Genomic DNA, 19998 nt, shown 5'->3' on the forward strand with positions numbered 1-19998 from the left:
GTACTGCAGGGGGGACCCTGTGGGAGAGTAGGACGCCGCCGAACTCCTTTTGATAAAGCCTCAGTCCCCGGACATTGTCCGGGGACTGAGGCTTTTTTGCGTTTGCCTGGAAAGGTCTGAAAGGGCCCGGAGGCCACCTTCATCAGAGGCGGCCAGCTGCTTTCAGGGAAAGGTATGCGTCTGCCAGGGCGGATGCCAGGTTGTCAGGGGTCGCGTCTACGACGGTGACGCCACGGCGTGTGAGTTGTTCTGCCGTGCGGTGGCGTTCTGACTTGGCCTGGGCGGCTGCCGCCGCGTCGTAGACCGCTTCTGTGCTTCCGCGGGCGGTGGCCATCTGCTCGATATGAGGATCGGCCACCGAGGCGACCAGGACCTTGTGGCGCTTGGTGAGGCGAGAGAGTACGGGAAGCAGGCCCTCTTCGATGGGGGCGGTGTCGAGGCTGGTGAGCAGCACGATCAGGGAACTGCGGGGGGCTGTGCGGAGAGCCGTCGACGTCAGGCCTCGGGCGTCTGTCTCGATGAGTTCCGGTTCGAGTGTGGCCAGGGCATTGACCAGGGAGGGGAGCAGCTCACCGGCTGCTCGGCCCTGTACCAGGGCGCGTGCCCGTCGGTCGTATGCGAGAAGGTCCACGCGGTCGCCGGCGCGGGAGGCCAGGGCGGCGAGGAGGAGTGCGGCGTCCATGGAGGCGTCGAGACGTGGTGCATCTCCGACGCGGCCGGCCGAGGTGCGGCCGGTGTCGAGGACGAGGAGGATGTGCCGGTCGCGTTCCGGGCGCCAGGTGCGGACCGCGACAGTGGACTGGCGGGCGGTGGCACGCCAGTCGATGGAGCGGGTGTCGTCGCCGGGGACGTAGTCGCGGAGGCTGTCGAACTCGGTGCCTTGGCCGCGGGTCAACACGCTTGTGCGGCCGTCGAGTTCACGTAGGCGGGCGAGTTTGGAAGGCAGGTGCTTCCGGCTGGCGAACGGGGGCAGTACGCGGACGGTCCAGGGGACCTGGTGGCTGCCCTGGCGGGTGAGAAGGCCCAGGGGACCGTACGAACGAATGGTGACGCGGTCGGCTTGGTGGTCACCACGGCGCGTGGGGCGCAGGCGGGTGGTGAGGCGGCGGCGTTCGCCGGGCGGGATCGTCGGCCGGTGGCGGGACGCGGTGACTTCGGTGCCGGGCTGCCAGCTGCTGGGGGGCCAGGCGTCGCGGAGTTCGGCGCGCAGGGGGCGGCCGGAGGGGTTCGTGACGGTGAGGTCGACGTCGGCGGTCTCGCCGAGGCGTGCGGAGGTGTCGCCGGAGCGGGTCAGGCCGAGGCGGCGTACGGGAGCGGCCAGGGCGAAGTCGCAGGCGCAGGCCAGGGCCAGCGGGGCGTTGACGGCGAGGAGGCCGGTCCAGCTGGGGGCCCAGATGCCTACCGGGAGGCTGCCGAGGGCCGCCAGGAGGGCGGTGCGTCCGGTGAGGGCCATCAGCGGGGGACCGGGACGTGGGCGAGGATCGCGTTGATGACGGAGTCGGCGGTGACGCCCTCCATTTCGGCTTCCGGGCGGAGTTGGATCCGGTGCCGGAGCGTGGGGAGGGCCAGGGCCTTCACGTCGTCGGGGATGACGTAGTCGCGACCGGTGAGCCAGGCCCAGGCGCGGGCCGTGGAGAGCAGGGCCGTCGCGCCGCGGGGGGAGACGCCGAGGGTGAGGGAGGGGGATTCGCGGGTGGCTCGGCAGATGTCGACCACGTAGGCGGTGATCTCCGGGGAGATGGTGGTCTTCGCGACGGCGGCTCGGGCGGCTTCCAGGTCGGCGGGGCCTGCCACGGGGCGTACGCCTGCGGCGCGCAGGTCGCGGGGGTTGAAGCCCTCCGCGTGGCGGGTGAGGACGTCGATCTCGTCCTGGCGGGAGGGGAGAGGGACGGTCAGTTTGAGGAGGAAGCGGTCCAGTTGGGCTTCGGGGAGGGGGTACGTGCCTTCGTACTCGACCGGGTTCTGGGTGGCCGCGACGAGGAACGGCTCGGGGAGGGGGCGGGGGGTGCCGTCGACCGTGACCTGGCGTTCTTCCATTGCTTCGAGGAGCGAGGACTGGGTCTTGGGCGGGGTGCGGTTGATCTCGTCGGCCAGCAGGAGGTTGGTGAAGACCGGGCCGGGCTGGAAGGAGAACTCGGTGGTGCGGGCGTCGTAGACGAGGGAGCCGGTGATGTCGCTCGGCATCAGGTCGGGGGTGAACTGGACGCGCTTGGTGTCGATGTCGAGGCTCGAGGCGAGTGCGCGGACGAGCAACGTTTTGGCTACCCCAGGGACTCCTTCTAGTAGGACATGGCCGCGGCACAGAAGGGCGACGACCAAGCCGGTGACGGCGGGGTCCTGGCCGACCACGGCCTTGGAGATCTCGGCGCGCAGGGCTTCGAGGGAAGCGTGTGAGCTGCGGGGATCTCCGGTGGGCCCGGCGTTGTCAGTGGTCGGGGCCATCATGAGTGGCGTACCTCTCTTTCGAGGGCGTCGAGTTGGTCGGCGAGGGCGATGAGTGCTGCGTCGTTGCCCGGGGGCGGCCCGAAGAGGAGAGGGAGCAGGTCTCGGTCGGGGGAGGGGAATCGGGTGGAGAGCGCGGGGAGCAGGGTCTCGGGAGCGTGTGCCTGGGTGGGGGATACGCCGACGAGCGGGGCGATACGGGTGCGGGTGGCGGTGCGCAGGGCCGTGGCCGCGCGGTCGCGGGCGTTCGCCTTGCGGTAGAGGCGGGCGCGGCCTTCGACGGTTTCGGAGGCGCGGATGGCCACGGGGAGGCGTTCGGGGACGAGGCGGCCGAGGCGGCGTGCGCGCCACAGGGCGGCGAGCACGGCGGCGACGGTGAGTTGCAGGGTGCCCCAGGCCCAGCCGGACGGGATCAGGTCGAAGAAGCCGCGGCGTTCGTCGTCGGTGGCCGCGGAGTCGTCGGCGAGGGAAGGGAGGTACCAGACCAAGTGGGGGCGTGAGCCCAGGAGTTGGAGGGCGAGCGAGGCGTTGCCGTGCTGGTCCAGGCGGTCGTTGTAGAGGATGTCGGGGGCGCCGAGGAGGACGGTGTCGCCCTGTCCACGGGGGGTGGGGAGTTGCAGGAGGCTGGGCAGACTGTCGCTGGGGTAGCAGGCCTCGGCGTCCGGGACGAGGGTGTCGTAGCGGATGCCGCCCATGTCGGCGGTGCCCGCGCGGCGGGCCGCGGGCAGGGAGCAGCCGGGGGAGAGCGTGGAGTCGGTGCTGGGGATGCCGTCCGCGGTGACTCCGGGGGCGAGGGTGCCGATCGACGGGGCGCCGGGGGCGACGAGGACGGTGCGGCCTTCGGAGTCCTTGGTGGCCTTGCGCAGGAGGGACTGCTGGCGGTCGGTGAGTACGTCCGGATTGGCCACGAGGAGGGTGGTGTCGGCTCCGGCCGCGGAGCGGGCTTCTTCGGCGGTGGTGACCACGCGGGTGGACACGCCCCGGTCGGCGAGGAGTTCGGCGACGGCTCGGCTGCCGTAGGGGTCGGCGGCGCGCGGGTCGAGGCGACCGTGCTGGGCGCCGGAGCGGACCGCGGCGATGGCGACGGCGGCTGCCAGGAGGACGACCAGGGCCAGGACGATGCCGCGGGTGCGGGTCCAGAGCTGGCGGGGAGTGGCCGAGGTGGATGTCGAGGCCGGGCGGGGCGGGGTGCCGGGCTGCTGCGTGGTGGTGGGCGCGGGCGGCTCGGTGGAGCTGGTGGAGCCGGTCATTCGGCGGCTCCCTGGGAGCCGCTGCTCGCTGCGGTGGTGGCGGTGTTGGCCAGGACCGGTTTGGTGTGTTCGAGGTCGCGGTCGAGCTCGGCCAGGCGGAGGTACGCCGGTTCGTCGGTGGTGCGGCCGCCGTACGTCACGTCGTCGAACTCCCGGGCGGCGGTGCGCAGTCGGCCGGTGTGGGAGGGGAGCGTGCGGCCCGCCTCCGCCGCCGCTTCGTCGGCGGTGCGGCCGGGGCGGGGGTCGAGCAGTGCGCGTTCCTCCAAGGAGCGCACGACGGCGCGCATCCGCTCCTGTACGGCTTGGTTCCAGTGGGCCTGGGCCGCGTGTGCCTCGGAGGCCGCGCGGTGTTCGGCGGCGCTGCGCGGGCGGTCGTCGAAGAGGGGCGGTGCGGAGGTGGGGGTGCGGTGGGGGGTGCCGAGGCGCCACCACAGGGCCACGAGCAGGAGTACGACGGCGAGGACGATGACCAGGAGGCCGAACCCGCCGCCCGGGGTGGCCCCCGAGGCGGCGGAGAACAGGTCCTCGACCCAGCCCCAGAAGCGGTTCAGGGCCCGCTGGAAGAGGCTGGGGTCGTTCTCGTGGTACATCGGCTTGGACAGTTCCCGCTCGGCCGCTTCCCGCGCGGGGTCGCGCGGGATCGTCACCGGCGGGTCGTCGCCGGTGCGCGGCAGGAGCGGTGACGCTCCGAGCCCCGTGAGAACTGCCCCCGCCGCGCTCACCGCATCAGCTCCCCGGGGTGCCGGGCGCGGTGGGACCGTGGCCGGGGACGCCTGCGGCGCGGGCGAGTTCGAGGTCGAGGGCCTCGCGGCGGATCCGCTGGTCGATGTAGAGGAGGACGGTGACGCCGGCCGTGATCGGGAAGGTGAGCATGGAGCCGATCACCGAGCCGACGCCGCTGACGATCAGGAAGGTCCAGCCCAGTTCGCCCGCGTTGTCGAGGAAGCCGGTGACGCCTTCGCCGCTGAGCGCGCCCGCGATGAACGTGAACGGGATGACGATGATCGACGCCACGACGTTCGCGATGATCGCGGCGAGCAGCTGGATGCCGAAGACCCGCCACCAGGAGCCGTTGACCAGCTTGACCGAGCGGGCCAGGGACTTCTTGACGCCCTGCTTCTCCAGCATCAGTGCGGGCGAGGCGAGCGAGAAGCGGACCACGATCCAGAGGGCGGCGATGGTCGCGCCCAGGCCGCCGACGACGGCGAGGCTGGCCCCGGCGTCGGAGGCGCCCGCCACGGCGATCAGTACGCCGGGCAGGATGCCGACGGCGACGATGGCCACGCCGATGAGCGGGATGAGCAGGGTCAGGCCGAACAGCTTCGCGAGCTGGGGGCGGGAGTCCTGCCAGGCCTCCGCGGTGGTGACCGACTTACCGAGCACCGCGCGGCTGGTGACCATCGTGAGCAGGGCCGTCGCGACGATCGTGCCGAGCAGGGTGATCACGAGGACCACTCCGGAGCTGAGCATCGTGTCGCCCATGGCGCGGGTCAGTTCGCTGACGGTTGCGCTCGGGTCGTTCAGGGCGTCCGTGTCGACGTTGTCGTTCAGGACGAGGCCCTGCAGGAGGACGACGACGACCTCCGTGAGGACGGCCACCGTCAGCGAGATGCCGAGGACCGTGCGCCAGTGGGCGCGCATGGTGGACACCGCGCCGTCCAGGATCTCGCCGACACCGAGCGGGCGGAGCGGGATGACGCCGGGCTTGGCGGCGGGCGGCGGGCCCTGCCAGGCGCCCCAGCCGCGGTAGCCGCCGGGGCCGCCAGGGCCGCCGGGTCGGCCGGGACCGTCCGGGCCGCCGTGGTGCTGGCCGCCGCCCCAGCCGCCGCCCTGGGCAGGCGGCGGTGGCGGTGGAGGCGGGGTCTGGCCCGGGCCCGGTGTGCTGGGCGGGGACCACTGGGCGGGCGGCGGCTGCTCCTTGGACCACTTCGAGGACGGGCCGCTCTGCTGGCCGGCGTCCGCGGGCTCGGCGGGGTCCGGCTTGCCGGAGTCCTGTCCGTCGGAGGGGGCAGATCCGGGCGATGCCCAGCCCGGAGTGTCGTTCATCGTCGCTCCTTCAAGGTGCCCGTCCGCGGTTGCGGCGGCCGGTTGCCAGCCATCGTGCCACGGTGCACCGGTCAGGGGACCAGGCGCAGTAGGGGCTGTACACCTTCAATTGTCCGCTGGGTACGGGGCAGACTGGGCGGATGGCTGATCAGTACGCGCAATCCAGCGAGCACACACGGCCGACCGAGCTCCCGGCGATCCCCTCGATCCGCTGGGACGAACCCCCTGAAGGGCCCGTACTGGTCCTGCTCGACCAGACCAGGCTGCCGGGCGAGGAGAGCGAGCTGGTGTGCACCGACGCACCGGCCCTGGTGGAGGCGATCAGGACCCTCGCGGTGCGCGGAGCGCCGCTGCTTGGCATCGCGGGGGCGTACGGCGTCGCGCTGGCCGCCGCCCGCGGGTTCGACGTGGACGAGGCGGCGGACGCGCTGGCGGGGGCGCGGCCCACCGCGGTCAACCTCGCGTACGGAGTGCGACGGGCTCAGGCGGCGCATCGTGCAGCGGTCGCGGGGGGCGCCGATTTCCGTGGGGCGGCCGGTGCCGCGCTGTCGGCGGCTCGGGCGTTGCACGCCGAGGATGCCGAGGCCAGTGCCAGGATGGCGGCGCACGGTCTGGCGCTGCTCGACGAGCTGTTGCCCGGCGGCGGGCACCGTATTCTCACGCACTGCAATACGGGGGCGTTGGTCTCCGGCGGTGAGGGCACGGCGTTCGCGGTCGCGCTCAAGGCGCATCGGGAAGGGAGCCTGCGCAAGCTGTGGGTGGACGAGACGCGGCCGCTGCTGCAGGGGGCCCGGCTCACCGCATATGAGGCGGCGCGGAACGGAATGGCGTACACCTTGCTCACGGACAACGCGGCGGGTTCGCTGTTCGCGGCGGGTGAGGTGGATGCCGTGCTGATCGGTGCCGACCGCATCGCGGCCGACGGTTCGGTGGCGAACAAGGTGGGGAGCTATCCGCTCGCGGTGCTCGCTCGGTATCACCATGTGCCGTTCATCGTGGTGGCGCCGGTGACGACCGTGGACCCGGAGACCCCGGACGGGGCGTCCATCGAGGTGGAGCAGCGGGCCGGTCAGGAAGTGACGGAGGTCACGGCGCCCCAGGTGCCGGTGGCCGGAAGGGACGCGGGAGGCGGTATACCGGTGGCACCGCTGGGGACCCAGGCGTACAACCCCGCGTTCGATGTGACGCCGCCGGAGTTGGTCACGGCGATCGTCACGGAAGAGGGCGTTCTGTCACCTGTGACAGCAGAGGGCCTTGTCGAGCTGTGTGCCAGGTCACGCCAGGTAACGATTAGCTAATGGGATGATGTCAGGCATGAAGGGACGAGTCCTTGTCGTCGACGACGACACCGCACTGGCCGAGATGCTCGGGATTGTGCTGCGTGGTGAAGGTTTTGAGCCGTCGTTCGTAGCTGATGGCGACAAGGCGCTGGCCGCTTTCCGGGAGGCCAAGCCGGATCTTGTGCTGCTCGACCTGATGCTTCCCGGTCGGGACGGCATTGAGGTGTGCCGCCTGATCAGGGCGGAGTCCGGGGTGCCGATCGTCATGCTCACCGCCAAGAGCGACACCGTGGATGTGGTGGTCGGTCTGGAGTCGGGGGCCGACGACTACATCGTCAAGCCGTTCAAGCCGAAGGAGCTCGTGGCCCGGATCCGGGCGCGGCTGCGGAGGTCGGAGGAGCCCGCGCCGGAGCAGCTGGCCATCGGTGACCTGGTCATCGACGTGGCGGGGCACTCCGTGAAGCGGGACGGGCAGTCGATCGCGCTGACGCCGCTGGAGTTCGACCTGCTGGTCGCGCTGGCCCGCAAGCCGTGGCAGGTGTTCACGCGTGAGGTGCTGCTCGAGCAGGTCTGGGGCTACCGGCACGCGGCGGACACCCGTCTGGTCAACGTGCACGTCCAGCGGCTGCGCTCGAAGGTCGAGCGGGATCCGGAGCGGCCGGAGATCGTGGTGACCGTCCGTGGCGTCGGTTACAAGGCCGGACCGAGCTGACATGTCCCGGGACAGTTCCTCCTCGACGCCCGGGGATCCGGGGGCGCGCGCGGGGCGGACTGGACCGGCGCGGCGCGAGTCCAGGTTCCGGCGGATCGTCGACAGCGGGCTGCTGCTGCAGGGCGGTGTGCAGGGCAGCCCCGTGCTGCGGCTCTTCACGCGCTGGGTGCGCCGCCCGCTGCTGCCCGCTGTGCGGCTGTGGCGGCGCAACATTCAGCTGAAGGTCGTCGTCACGACCCTGCTGATGTCGCTGGGTGTCGTCCTGATGCTCGGTTTCGCCGTCATGAGTTCGGTGAACAACGGCCTGCTCAAGGCCAAGGTGAAGGCCTCGCAGAGCCAGGCCGACGGTGGTTTCAGGGCTGCGCAGGACAGCGTCAATGCCGCGCGGCAGGGTGCCGGACAAGGGCAGGGGCAGGACGGCAGTACGGCCGATGGCCGCAATGCCGCCGTGTGGCTCTCCGACCTCGTCGAGCAGCTCTCCAGCGGTGGTCAGAACGCCTTCGCCGTGGTCACGCTGACGTCGGCGGGCGATGCCGGTGTGCGGGGTTCGCGGGCCTCGGGCGGTGTGGAGCCGATCCTGAGCGTGCCCGAGGAGCTGCGCCGCCAGGTCGACAAGGGCACCGGCGTCTACCAGGCCAATACGCGCATCGTCTTCGACGACGGCCGTGAGGCGCAGTCGGGTCTGGTGATCGGCAAGCGTCTCTACGACCTCAATGACGACCCGTACCAGCTCTACTACCTCTTCCCGCTGACGCAGGAGGAGGAGTCGCTCAACCTCGTCAGGACGACCCTGGCGACCGCCGGGCTCTTTGTCGTGGTGCTGCTCGGCGCCATCGCCTGGCTGGTGGTGCGCCAGGTCGTCACGCCCGTCCGGATGGCGGCGGGCATCGCCGAGCGGCTGTCCGCGGGGCGCCTTCAGGAACGGATGAAGGTCACCGGTGAGGACGACATCGCGCGGCTCGGCGAGGCCTTCAACAAGATGGCGCAGAATCTCCAGCTGAAGATCCAGCAGTTGGAGGAGCTGTCGCGGATGCAGCGGCGGTTCGTGTCCGATGTCTCGCACGAGCTGCGGACGCCGTTGACGACCGTGCGGATGGCCGCGGACGTCATCCATGAGGCGCGGGTGGACTTCGATCCGGTGACCGCGCGGTCGGCGGAGTTGCTTGCCGATCAGCTCGACCGGTTCGAGTCGCTGCTCGCCGATCTGCTGGAGATCAGCCGGTTCGACGCCGGTGCGGCGGCGCTGGAGGCCGAGCCGATAGACCTTCGGGAGGTCGTACGAAGGGTGGTCGGCGGCGCGGAGATGCTCGCCGAGCGCAAGGGCACGCACATACGGATCGTCGGGGATCAGCAGCCCGTGGTCGCCGAGGCGGATGCCCGGCGGGTGGAGCGGGTGCTGCGCAATCTCGTGGTCAACGCCGTGGAGCACGGCGAGGGCAAGGACGTCGTGGTGCGGCTCGCCGCCGCGGGCGGTGCGGTCGGGGTCGCGGTGCGGGACTACGGAGTGGGGCTCAAGCCGGGCGAGGCGACGCGGGTGTTCAGCCGCTTCTGGCGGGCGGATCCGGCACGCGCGCGTACCACCGGTGGTACGGGGCTCGGTCTGTCCATCGCGCTTGAGGACGCGCGGCTGCACGGTGGCTGGCTGCAGGCGTGGGGTGAGCCGGGTGGCGGTTCGCAGTTCAGGCTCACGCTGCCGCGTACGGCGGACGAGCCGCTGCGTGGTTCGCCGATACCGCTGGAGCCCGACGATTCGCGGCGCCACCGCGGGCTGAACGACGCGGGTCTGCCGTTGGGCGGAGTGAGCAAGCTCGCCACGGTGCCCGCGCAGACGTCGACCACGTCCGAGCGGGTGCCGCCGCCCGTACCGGCGAAGGGGCCGATACCGCCGCGGCTGGTGCAGGCCGCGGCCGTGGATCCGACGGCGTTGCCGGGCAGTGGTGCGCGGGTCGTGTCACGTCGGCCGGTGGACGACGGGGCGTTGGACGACGGGGCATTGGGCGATCCGGAGTTGGACGGCCCGGGGTTGGGCGATCCGGAGCTGGATGGGCCTGGGCTCGGTGACCCGGAGCTGGATGACGCGGACCTGGGCGATCCGGAGCTGGACGGCGACGTGCGTGCGGCTGGGGCCGCGAGGGCGCCGGGTACGGACGCCGGGGCGCAGCAGCGGGAGCAGACGCCGCGGTCAGAGGCGGGTTCGGACAGGGAAGAGGAGAGCAGTCGTGGGCGCTGACCCCCATCGGAGCGGCCGCAGGACGGGCCGCGGGCGGCGTCCGCTGCGTACGGGGCTGCTGCTGGGCGGCTGTGTGTCGCTTCTGGCCGGCTGTGCCTCGATGCCCGACAGCGGGAACCTGAAGTCCGTCGACGCCTCGCAGCGCCCCGACTCCCAGTCGCAGGTCAGGGTCTACGCGATGCCGCCGCGCGAGGGTGCCCGGGCCGTGGAGATCGTGCAGGGCTTCCTGGAGGCGCTGACCAGTGACGATCCGAAGTTCGCGATGGCACGCAAGTACCTGACCGAGGAGGCGTCGCGGAACTGGCGCCCCGAGCGGTCCACCACGGTGCTCGCCGACGGCCCGAACACCGGTGCCGCGGGCAACGCGGACAACGACAGCGACGGCCGTACGTTCTCGCTGACCGGCCGCGAGGTCGCGACGGTGGACGAGCAGCACGCGTACCGGCCCCAGAAGAGGCAGTACGAGCAGACCGTCCATCTCAGTCAGCAGGGTGGCCCCGGCGGGCCCTGGCGCATCGACAGGCTGCCGCCGGGCGTGGTGCTCGGCGAGTCCGACTTCCAGCGCATCTACCGGTCCGTCAACAAGTACTACTACGCCACGCCCGCGTCGGGGATGGGCGTGAGCGGGCAGCAGCGGGGGCTCGTCGCCGACCCCATCTACATACGGCAGCGCATCGATCCGATGACCGAGACGGTGAAGTCGTTGCTGGAAGGACCCACCAACTGGCTGGACCAGGTGGCGGATTCGAGCTTCCGCAGCGGTACGCGGCTCAAGGACCCCGAGAAGCCGCTGACGCCCGACGACCAGAACAAGCTGACCGTACAGCTGAACTCGCGGGCCGACCGCACGGGGCAGCGGCGGTGCAGCGAGATGGCGGCCCAACTGCTCTTCACGCTCCAGGACTTGACGTCGTCCGGAGTCGAGGAGGTGCAGTTGCAGCGGTCGAACGGCTCGATGCTCTGTGTGCTGAGCGAGGAGCGCGCCGAGTCGATCGCGGCGCACCGCACGGCGGACCGCCCCGACTTCCAGTACTTCATCGACGACAAGAAGCGGCTCGTACGGATGCCCGCCGCCGCGGGAAGCAGCGCCGAGCCGGAGCCGGTCCTCGGGGTCATCGGCAGCGGCGAGCAGCCGTTGCGCTCGGCCGCGGTCTCGCGTGACGAGAAGCGCGCGGCAGGGGTGTCGTACGACGGGCGCTCGCTGTACGTAGGTTCGTTGGACGCGAATGGCGAGCTGCACAAGGCGGATGTGCGCAGCAAGGCCAAGTTGGAGGAGCACCGGCTGTCCACACCGAGTTGGGACGGCAGGGGCGATCTGTGGGTGGCCGACCGCGATCCGAAGCGGCCGCGGCTGCTCTGGTTCGACCAGGGCGCGGGTGAGCCGCACCAGGTCGACGTCTCCGGGCTCGACGGGACCATCGAGGCGGTGCGGGTCTCCGCCGACGGCGTACGCATCGCCCTGCTGGTGAAGAAGGACGGCAAGACGTCCCTGTGGATCGGCCGGGTCGAGCGGGCCGGCGGCGGCGAGGGCGAGAAGCCGGAGATCTCGGTGCTCGAACCCACGCAGGCCGCACCGCAGATGGAGGAGGTCACGGCCATGTCGTGGGCGGGCGGCAGCCGGCTCGTGGTGGTCGGGCGCGAGTCCGGCGGTGTGCAGCAGATGCGGTACGTCCAGTGTGACGGCTCGGTGCTCGCGGGCACCGCGCTGCCCGGTCTGACGGGCGTGAAGGAGATCGCCGCGTCGGAGGACGAGAGGCAGCCGCTGGTGGCGCACTCGGACGACGGGATCGTGCGGCTGCCGACGGGGGCGCAGTGGCAGACGGTGGTGAAGGAAGGGGCGGCTCCGGTCTATCCGGGGTGACTTGCGACTCGGCGGCTCGGCGCCGCGGTGACTTGCTTGCGCCGTGTCTCGGGCGGGTCGTGTCTCGGTCGTGCCGTGGCTCGGGTATGCCGGGTCTCGGGCGGGCCGTGGGGCTTCGGTGCGGGTGCGGGCGGGGGTCCCTTCCGGGTGAAGTTCGGTCCGCCTCGGGGCAGTTCGGGCGATGTGACCTGTCGGTAGGGGCAACGCCCTGACGTCGGTGGCGAGTTGTCCACAGGGGGTTATCCACAGGGGTGGCCGCGCGGCCTGCCGGTTGGCACAGTGGTGGGCATGCGGGGGTGGTGGCAGGACCTCACCGACCTGGTGCTGCCGACGGAGTGCGCAGGCTGCGGGCGGCCGCGTGCGGCGCTCTGCGTCGAGTGCCGTGCCGCCCTGTGCGGGTCCGTGCCGCGTCGGGTGCGGCCCGCGCCGGAGCCGCCGGGGCTGCCCGTGGTGCACGCCGCCGCGCCGTACGAGGACGCGGTGCGGGCGGTGCTGCTCGCGCACAAGGAGCGTGGTGCCCTGGGGCTCGCGGGACCTCTGGGGGCGGCGCTCGCCGAGGCGGTGTGCGGCGCTCTGCGGGGCGAATCGGGGGTGGCGGGTGATACCGGGGCGGAATCATGGGTAGTCGGCACAGAAGACGGCTCACAGGGGTGTGCGGTGCCGTTGTCGCTCGTTCCTGTGCCGTCGGCGCGTGCCGCGGTGCGGGCCCGCGGGCACGACCCGGCGCGGCGGATCGCGCTCGCCGCCGCGGGTGAGCTGCGGCGTGCGGGGATCCCGGCGCGGGTGCTCGCGGTGTTGCGGCAGCGGCGTGCGGTGGCCGACCAGTCGGGGCTCGGGTCCCGGCAGCGGCAGGCCAATCTGGCGGGTGCCCTGGAGGTGACCGCCGGGGGCGGTGGGCTGCTGGCGGGCGGCGGCCGGGTCGTGCTCGTGGACGACCTGATGACCACCGGTGCCTCATTGGCGGAGGCCGCGCGCGTAATACGTGAAGTGTGCACGCAAGGAAACGCGCGGGCGCACGCCGTGCGGGAACCGGTTACGGGGGCCGCGCGAAGCCCGGTAATGAGCGTGGAGAACAGGATCAGTGCGGCCGTTGTCGCTGCTTCGCCGGAATCCTTCGAAATAAACCGGAACTGATTGAGAACTTGCATCGTTGCAGGTGGTGAGAGGGCCGATACACCTGAATGGAGGTACGCGGCGGTAGAGGGTGACGACATCCGTCCGGGCGAGATATGTTCGGTTGTGAGGAATGGCGGACGCCGTGCCTCGTATATCGGAATGCCGGTTGCCGGGTTTTCTGCAATCACCCGCACCGGTGGGGTGGAGATCTTGTCCACGGGGGAGGAGGAGGTGGAAGTCACCGAGTCCGAGGCTCCGGGAGTCACCGGAGTCTGGTGCAAAAGGGAGATGCTCCGCCACAGGAGCGGAGCGATCCGGGAACGGAGTTCTGCGTGGACATCGTCGTCAAGGGCCGCAAGACCGAGGTGCCCGAGCGGTTCCGCAAGCACGTGGCCGAGAAGCTGAAGCTGGACAAGATCCAGAAGCTCGACGGCAAGGTGATCAGCCTCGACGTCGAGGTGTCCAAGGAAACCAACCCGCGTCAGGCCGACCGTTCCGACCGCGTGGAGATCACCGTCCGCGGGCGTGGACCCGTGATTCGCGCGGAGGCCTCGGCAGCCGATCCTTACGCGGCGCTCGACCTGGCCACGGCCAAGCTCGACGCCCGGCTGCGCAAGCAGCACGAAAAGCGCCACAACCGGCGGGGCAACGGCAGGCTCTCCGCCGCCGAAGTCGCCGAGCGCGTCCCGGACGCGGCGTACCTCAACGGAGACGGCTCCGTCGCGCGCGACGAAGAGCCGGACGGCGTGCCGGTCAAGAAGATCGGTTCGCTGGAGGTCCAGGGGGACGGCCCCCTGGTGGTCCGCGAGAAGACCCACGTCGCGGCCCCCATGTCGCTCGACCAGGCCCTCTACGAGATGGAACTGGTCGGACACGACTTCTACTTGTTCGTCGACTCCGAGTCCAAGGAACCCAGCGTCGTCTACCGGCGGCACGCCTATGACTACGGCGTGATCCGCCTCAACACCGACCCCATGGTCACCAGGCCCGATACGGCCGGTGGCGGCGGAGCCCTCGGCGGCTGACCCTGCCCCGTGACCGCCTGGGTGGTGCCCCTGGAGCGCGCGTGCGCCCCCAGGGGCATCATCGTGCGACCAGTGCGCGCACCGCACCGGCGCCGGGCATGAAATCATGGGCGGGCCGGCCAACCGGTGTGCTGGCGCCTCGGGTTGGCGCAGCAGAGGTACAACCAGGCCACGGCCTTCTTGGGGGAGGAACGATGGCGGACAGCTTCGGACCGATGCGTGACCAGGATGCCGACGACGGCATCGGCATCGGCACGGATGCGGGCGCCCCGCGCAAGGAGCCCATCAGGGTCCTTGTGGTGGATGACCACGCCCTCTTCCGCCGGGGCCTGGAGATCGTCCTCGCCGCCGAGGAGGACATCCAGGTCGTCGGAGAGGCGGGCGACGGCGCGGAGGCGGTGGACAAGGCCGCGGATCTGCTGCCCGACATCGTGCTCATGGACGTACGCATGCCGAAGCGCGGTGGCATCGAGGCATGCACCTCCATCAAGGAGGTGGCGCCCAGCGCCAAGATCATCATGCTGACGATCAGCGACGAGGAGGCCGACCTCTACGACGCGATCAAGGCGGGCGCCACCGGCTATCTCCTCAAGGAGATCTCCACGGACGAGGTCGCCACGGCGATTCGCGCGGTGGCCGACGGGCAGTCGCAGATCAGCCCGTCGATGGCGTCGAAACTGCTCACCGAGTTCAAGTCGATGATCCAGCGCACCGACGAGCGCAGACTGGTGCCCGCGCCGCGCCTCACCGACCGTGAGCTGGAAGTGCTGAAGCTGGTCGCCACGGGGATGAACAACCGGGACATCGCCAAGGAGTTGTTCATCTCCGAGAACACCGTGAAGAACCATGTGCGCAACATCCTGGAGAAGCTGCAGCTGCACTCCAGGATGGAGGCCGTCGTCTACGCGATGCGGGAGAAGATCCTCGAGATCCGCTAGCTGGGCGGGTCAGCCGAGGGCGCGGGTCAGCTCCGCCGCGAGCTCCGGGCGGTTCACCCGACCCACGGCCACGGAGTCGCAGCCGACCCAGGACGCCGCCTCGCGCAGTGCCTGGGCCATCGGCGCGACGGCCTTCGGGGAGTCGAGCGAGACCTGCTTGGCGACCAGGACCTTGCCCTCGCGCGCGGGATCGACCCGGCCGAGCAGCTTGCCGCCCGCGAGCAGCGGCATCGCGAAATAGCCGTGGATCCGCTTGGGCTTGGGGACGTACGCCTCCAGGCGGTGGGTGAAGCCGAAGATCCGCTCCGTGCGCGCCCGCTCCCAGATCAGCGAGTCGAAGGGCGAGAGGAGCGTCGTGCGGTGCCGGCCGCGGGGCGCCGTCGCCAGGGCCTGCGGGTCCGCCCAGGCCGGCTTGTCCCAGCCCTGGACCGTCACCGGCACCAGGCCGGAGTCCGCGACCACCGCGTCGAACTGCTCGCCCTTGAGGCGGTGGTAGTCGGCGATGTCCGCGCGCGTGCCGACACCCAGCGCCTCACCGGCCAGGCGGACCAGGCGGCGCAGGCACTCCGCGTCGTCCAGGTCGTCATGGAGCAGCGGGTCGGGGATGGCGCGCTCCGCGAGGTCGTACACCCGCTTCCAGGAGCGGCGGTCGGTGCACACCACCTCGCCGTACATCAGCGCGCGCTCGACGGCGACCTTCGAATCCGACCAGTCCCACCACTCGCCCTTGTTCTTCGCGCCGCCCAACTCCGTGGCGGTGAGCGGGCCTTCGGCGCGGAGCTGCTTGATCACCTGGTCGTACGCACCGTCGGGCAGGTCGTGGTGCCAGTGCGGGCGGGCGCGGTAGGCGCGGCGGCGGAAGGCGAAGTGCGGCCACTCCTCGATGGGCAGGACGCACGCGGCGTGCGACCAGTACTCGAAGGCGTGCGGGCGGGCCTGGGAGGGGCCGCCCCAGTAGGCCGACTCGACGGTGTCGCGGCCCACGGCGCCCAGGCGTGCGTACGGAATGAGTTCGTGGGAGCGGGCAAGGACGGAGATCGTGTCGAGCTGGACCGCTCCGAGGTGGCGCAGCACGCCCCGCACGCCGGACTTCCGGTCCGGTGCGCCCAGGAAGCCCTGGGCGCGCAGGGCGATGCGGCGGGCCTCGTCGGCGGAGAGTTCGGTGGCGGGGCGCGGCAGGCTCGTCATGGTCCGAACGATAGGGGGCGGCACTGACATTCGGCCGGGAGATCGTGAACCCGCGGACCGGGCGGGGCAGTCAGGCCTTGGCGGGCAGGTACGGCTGGTGCGAGGGCAGGCCGAGGTCCGAGGGGAGCAGGGCGCCGATCCAGCTGTCGCGGAGCGTGCCCTTGTTCAGGAGGCCGCCGCGCAGCGTGCCCTCGATCGTGAAGCCCGCCTTCTCCACGACCGCGCGCGAGCCGGTGTTGCCGACCTCCGCGCGCCACTCCAGGCGGGTGCAGCGCAGATCGGTGAAGGCCCAGCGGGCCAGGCCGAGCACGGTCTCCGTCATATAGCCGTGGCCCCGGTGCTCCTTGGCCGTCCAGAAGCCGACCTCCCAGGTGCCCGAGCGCGGGTGGTGCAGGCTGGCGGCGGCGAGCAGCGGGCCGCCCGCCAGGGGACGTATGGCGAAGGTGTACTCGGTGTCGTGCTGCCAGCCGTCCGTGACCATGCGGTTGATGAAGCTCTCGGCGTCCGCTCGGGAGTACGGCGAGGGGATCGTGGTCCAGCGCTGGATGTCGGGGTCCTGGCAGGCCGCGTAGGTCTCGTCCGTGTCCGCGGGCGTGAAGGTGCGCAGGCTCAGGCGTTCGGTGGTCAGGGTGACGGGCTCCATCAAGCGATTCTCCGGGGGCGCCGTCCCTGGGGCCAGCCTTTTTCGACGGTGATCGTGATCACCGTCCGTGCGGTCGTGGTCGCAACTCAGGGGTCACTCAGGGGCACAACCCGGCACCTTCGGAGCTCCTCGCCCGTTGACCTCATGGCAGACCTCCCGGCGCAGCCGGGTCCTCGCATACGATGGCCGTTGCCCAACGAGTAAAACCGACCATGCCAGGCCCGACCGGCAAGGAGACCAACCCCCGTGTCCGTCCTCTCGAAGATCATGCGTGCAGGCGAAGGCAAGATCCTGCGCAAGCTGCACCGCATCGCGGACCAGGTCAACTCCATCGAAGAGGACTTCGTCAGCCTCTCCGACGCCGAGCTGCGCGCGCTGACCGAGGAATACAAGGAGCGGTACGCCGACGGCGAGACGCTCGACGACCTCCTGCCCGAGGCCTTCGCGACGGTCCGTGAGGCCGCCAAGCGCGTCCTGGGCCAGCGTCACTACGACGTCCAGATGATGGGCGGCGCCGCACTGCACATGGGCTACGTCGCCGAGATGAAGACCGGTGAGGGCAAGACCCTCGTCGGCACGCTGCCCGCGTATCTGAACGCCCTCTCCGGCAAGGGCGTCCACCTCATCACGGTCAATGACTACCTGGCCGAGCGCGACTCCGAAATGATGGGTCGCGTCCACAAGTTCCTGGGTCTGAAGGTCGGCTGCATCCTGGCCAACATGACGCCGGCCCAGCGCCGTGAGCAGTACAACTGCGACATCACGTACGGCACGAACAACGAATTCGGCTTCGACTACCTCCGCGACAACATGGCGTGGTCGCAGGACGAGCTGGTCCAGCGCGGCCACAACTTCGCGATCGTCGACGAGGTCGACTCGATCCTCGTCGACGAGGCCCGTACGCCGCTGATCATCTCCGGCCCCGCCGACCAGGCCACCAAGTGGTACGGCGACTTCGCCAAGCTGGTCACCCGCCTCACCAAGGGCGAGCCCGGCAACCAGCTCAAGGGCATCGAAGAGACCGGCGACTACGAGGTCGACGAGAAGAAGCGCACCGTCGCCATCCACGAGTCCGGCGTGAGCAAGGTCGAGGACTGGCTGGGCATCGACAATCTCTACGAGTCGGTGAACACGCCCCTGGTCGGCTACCTGAACAACGCCATCAAGGCCAAGGAACTCTTCAAGAAGGACAAGGACTACGTCGTCATCGACGGCGAAGTCATGATCGTCGACGAGCACACCGGTCGTATCCTCGCCGGCCGCCGCTACAACGAGGGCATGCACCAGGCGATCGAGGCGAAGGAAGGGGTGGACATCAAGGACGAGAACCAGACCCTTGCGACCATCACCCTTCAGAACTTCTTCCGCCTCTACAAGCGCGAGGGCTACGACAGCGGCCTGTCCGGCATGACCGGTACGGCCATGACCGAGGCCGCCGAGTTCCACCAGATCTACAAGCTGGGCGTCGTGCCGATCCCGACGAACCGGCCCATGGTGCGCGCCGACCAGTCCGACCTGATCTACCGCACCGAGGTCGCCAAGTTCGCGGCCGTCGTGGACGACATCGCGGAGAAGCACGAGAAGGGGCAGCCGATCCTGGTCGGTACCACTTCCGTGGAGAAGTCCGAGTACCTGTCGCAGCAGCTGTCGAAGCGGGGCGTCCAGCACGAAGTGCTGAACGCCAAGCAGCACGACCGTGAGGCGACCATCGTCGCCCAGGCCGGCCGCAAGGGCGCCGTCACCGTCGCCACGAACATGGCCGGACGAGGCACCGACATCAAGCTCGGTGGCAACCCGGACGACCTCGCCGAGGCGGAGCTGCGCCAGCGCGGCCTCGACCCGGTCGAGCACGTCGAGGAGTGGGCCGCGGCGCTGCCTGCCGCCATGGAGAAGGCCGAGCGGGCCGTCAAGGCGGAGTTCGAGGAGGTCAAGGACCTCGGCGGGCTCTACGTCCTCGGTACCGAGCGGCACGAGTCGCGGCGCATCGACAACCAGCTGCGCGGTCGTTCCGGACGTCAGGGCGACCCCGGTGAGTCGCGGTTCTACCTGTCCCTCGGCGACGACCTGATGCGTCTGTTCAAGGCGCAGATGGTCGAGCGCGTGATGTCCATGGCGAACGTCCCGGACGACGTGCCGATCGAGAACAAGATGGTCACCCGTGCCATCGCCTCCGCCCAGTCGCAGGTCGAGCAGCAGAACTTCGAGACCCGGAAGAACGTCCTCAAGTACGACGAGGTCCTCAACCGGCAGCGCGAGGTCATCTACGGAGAGCGTCGGCGTGTCCTGGAGGGCGAGGATCTGCAGGAGCAGATCACGCACTTCATGGCCGACACCATCGACGCGTACATCGCCGCCGAGACCGCCGAGGGCTTCGCCGAGGAGTGGGACCTGGACCGGCTGTGGGGCGCCTTCAAGCAGCTCTACCCGGTGAAGGTCACCGTCGAGGAGCTGGAGGACGCGGCGGGCGACCGCGCGGGCCTCACCGCCGAGTTCATCTCCGAGTCCATCAAGGACGACATCCACCAGCAGTACGAGGCGCGTGAGGAGCAGCTCGGCTCCGACATCATGCGTGAGCTGGAGCGGCGGGTCGTGCTCTCGGTGCTCGACCGCAAGTGGCGTGAGCACCTCTACGAGATGGACTACCTCCAGGAGGGCATCGGCCTCCGTGCCATGGCGCAGAAGGACCCGCTGGTCGAGTACCAGCGCGAGGGCTTCGACATGTTCAACGCCATGATGGACGGCATCAAGGAGGAGTCCGTCGGCTACCTGTTCAACCTGGAGGTCCAGGTCGAGCAGCAGGTCGAGGAGGTGCCCGTCGAGGACGCGGCGACCTCGCTGTCCAAGGACGGCGCGCAGGACGCGGTTCCTGCGGGTGCGGGGGCGCGGCCCGAGATCCACGCCAAGGGGCTGGAGGCTCCCCAGCGGCCCGACCGGCTGCACTTCCAGGCGCCGAACGCCGAGGGCGGGGTCGACGAGGGTGACTTCGCCACGGACGCGGAGAGCGTTCGGTCCGAGGCGGACGGGATGACTCGGGCGGAGCGGCGCAAGGCCCAGAAGGGTGGGCGGCGGCGTAAGAAGTAGCCGCCGTCGTGGCGCGGGGCGTTGTCTCGTTCTGTGTCGTGTTGCGTCGTGCCGCGTTGTGAGGCGTGGGGCGTAAGGCGTAAGTGAGTTGGAGGGGCCGGGCCTTTGGGGTCGGCCCCTTTGGCTTGCTCTGGGGGGGTGCCCCTATGACTTCGGTCAAGGGGCTGGGGCGGTTTGGGGTTGGTA

15 protein-coding genes are annotated in these 19998 nt (G+C 70.5%); 8 read left to right on the top strand and 7 right to left on the bottom strand.

What is annotated here, in order from left to right:
* Positions 1–142 precede the first annotated feature (142 nt).
* From ACFWZ2_RS41590 to ACFWZ2_RS41610, 5 genes are read right to left on the bottom strand one after another with little or no spacing between them, the layout of a single operon-like run.
* Entirely contained in the window at positions 143–1453 is a 1311-nt protein-coding gene (locus ACFWZ2_RS41590) for a DUF58 domain-containing protein (protein WP_384554994.1), read from the bottom strand.
* Positions 1453–2445, bottom strand: a complete 993-nt coding sequence (locus ACFWZ2_RS41595) for an AAA family ATPase (protein ID WP_384554995.1) — start codon at positions 2443–2445, stop codon at positions 1453–1455. Before ACFWZ2_RS41595 ends, ACFWZ2_RS41590 begins: the two co-directional genes overlap by 1 nt.
* Complete coding sequence (locus ACFWZ2_RS41600) at positions 2442–3692, bottom strand: DUF4350 domain-containing protein (protein WP_384554996.1); 1251 nt, start codon at positions 3690–3692, stop codon at positions 2442–2444. The genes ACFWZ2_RS41595 and ACFWZ2_RS41600 overlap by 4 nt, the downstream gene beginning before the upstream one ends.
* A complete protein-coding gene (locus ACFWZ2_RS41605; protein ID WP_384554997.1) occupies positions 3689–4414 on the bottom strand; it encodes a DUF4129 domain-containing protein in 726 nt (241 codons plus the stop codon). Before ACFWZ2_RS41605 ends, ACFWZ2_RS41600 begins: the two co-directional genes overlap by 4 nt.
* A 4-nt stretch (positions 4415–4418) precedes the next feature.
* Positions 4419–5738, bottom strand: coding sequence for a hypothetical protein (locus tag ACFWZ2_RS41610; protein ID WP_384554998.1), 1320 nt, complete (start codon positions 5736–5738; stop codon positions 4419–4421).
* Between the two features lie 140 nt (positions 5739–5878).
* Here ACFWZ2_RS41610 and mtnA point away from each other — a divergent pair, with 140 nt between their 5' ends.
* The 7 genes from mtnA to ACFWZ2_RS41645 all read left to right on the top strand — a co-directional run bounded on the left by mtnA (position 5879) and on the right by ACFWZ2_RS41645 (position 14900).
* Positions 5879–7036 carry an S-methyl-5-thioribose-1-phosphate isomerase gene (gene mtnA / locus ACFWZ2_RS41615; protein ID WP_384554999.1) on the top strand — a complete coding sequence of 386 codons (1158 nt, stop codon included), beginning with the start codon at positions 5879–5881 and terminating at the stop codon, positions 7034–7036.
* A gap of 4 nt (positions 7037–7040) precedes the next feature.
* Positions 7041–7730: a two-component system response regulator MtrA gene (gene mtrA, locus ACFWZ2_RS41620; RefSeq protein ID WP_189176211.1), complete on the top strand. Its 690-nt coding sequence runs from the start codon at positions 7041–7043 to the stop codon at positions 7728–7730.
* 1 nt (position 7731) lies between these two features.
* A complete protein-coding gene (gene mtrB, locus ACFWZ2_RS41625) occupies positions 7732–9960 on the top strand; it encodes an MtrAB system histidine kinase MtrB (RefSeq protein ID WP_384555000.1) in 2229 nt (742 codons plus the stop codon).
* A gap of 100 nt (positions 9961–10060) precedes the next feature.
* The gene (locus tag ACFWZ2_RS41630) at positions 10061–11821 is read left to right on the top strand and encodes an LpqB family beta-propeller domain-containing protein (protein ID WP_384555007.1); all 1761 of its coding nucleotides are present in this window, start codon (positions 10061–10063) and stop codon (positions 11819–11821) included.
* A gap of 288 nt (positions 11822–12109) precedes the next feature.
* Complete coding sequence (locus ACFWZ2_RS41635) at positions 12110–12955, top strand: ComF family protein (RefSeq protein ID WP_384555001.1); 846 nt, start codon at positions 12110–12112, stop codon at positions 12953–12955.
* A 314-nt stretch (positions 12956–13269) separates the two neighbouring features.
* On the top strand, positions 13270–13962 hold the full coding sequence (gene hpf / locus ACFWZ2_RS41640; protein ID WP_384555002.1) for a ribosome hibernation-promoting factor, HPF/YfiA family: 693 nt from the start codon (positions 13270–13272) through the stop codon (positions 13960–13962).
* Positions 13963–14156: 194 nt separating this feature from the next.
* Positions 14157–14900, top strand: a complete 744-nt coding sequence (locus ACFWZ2_RS41645) for a response regulator (protein ID WP_384555003.1) — start codon at positions 14157–14159, stop codon at positions 14898–14900.
* A 9-nt stretch (positions 14901–14909) separates the two neighbouring features.
* On the opposite strand, the gene ACFWZ2_RS41650 is transcribed toward ACFWZ2_RS41645, so the two are convergent.
* Positions 14910–16118, bottom strand: a complete 1209-nt coding sequence (locus ACFWZ2_RS41650; protein WP_384555004.1) for a winged helix-turn-helix domain-containing protein — start codon at positions 16116–16118, stop codon at positions 14910–14912.
* Between the two features lie 40 nt (positions 16119–16158).
* Positions 16159–16731: a GNAT family N-acetyltransferase gene (locus ACFWZ2_RS41655; protein WP_384555005.1), complete on the bottom strand. Its 573-nt coding sequence runs from the start codon at positions 16729–16731 to the stop codon at positions 16159–16161.
* Between the two features lie 246 nt (positions 16732–16977).
* Between ACFWZ2_RS41655 and secA the strand changes: the two genes are divergently transcribed.
* Complete coding sequence (gene secA, locus ACFWZ2_RS41660) at positions 16978–19812, top strand: preprotein translocase subunit SecA (RefSeq protein WP_384555006.1); 2835 nt, start codon at positions 16978–16980, stop codon at positions 19810–19812.
* Positions 19813–19998: the final 186 nt, after the last annotated feature.

Origin of the sequence: Streptomyces sp. NPDC059002 (genome assembly GCF_042740435.1) — a bacterium.
Lineage (GTDB): Bacteria > Actinomycetota > Actinomycetes > Streptomycetales > Streptomycetaceae > Streptomyces.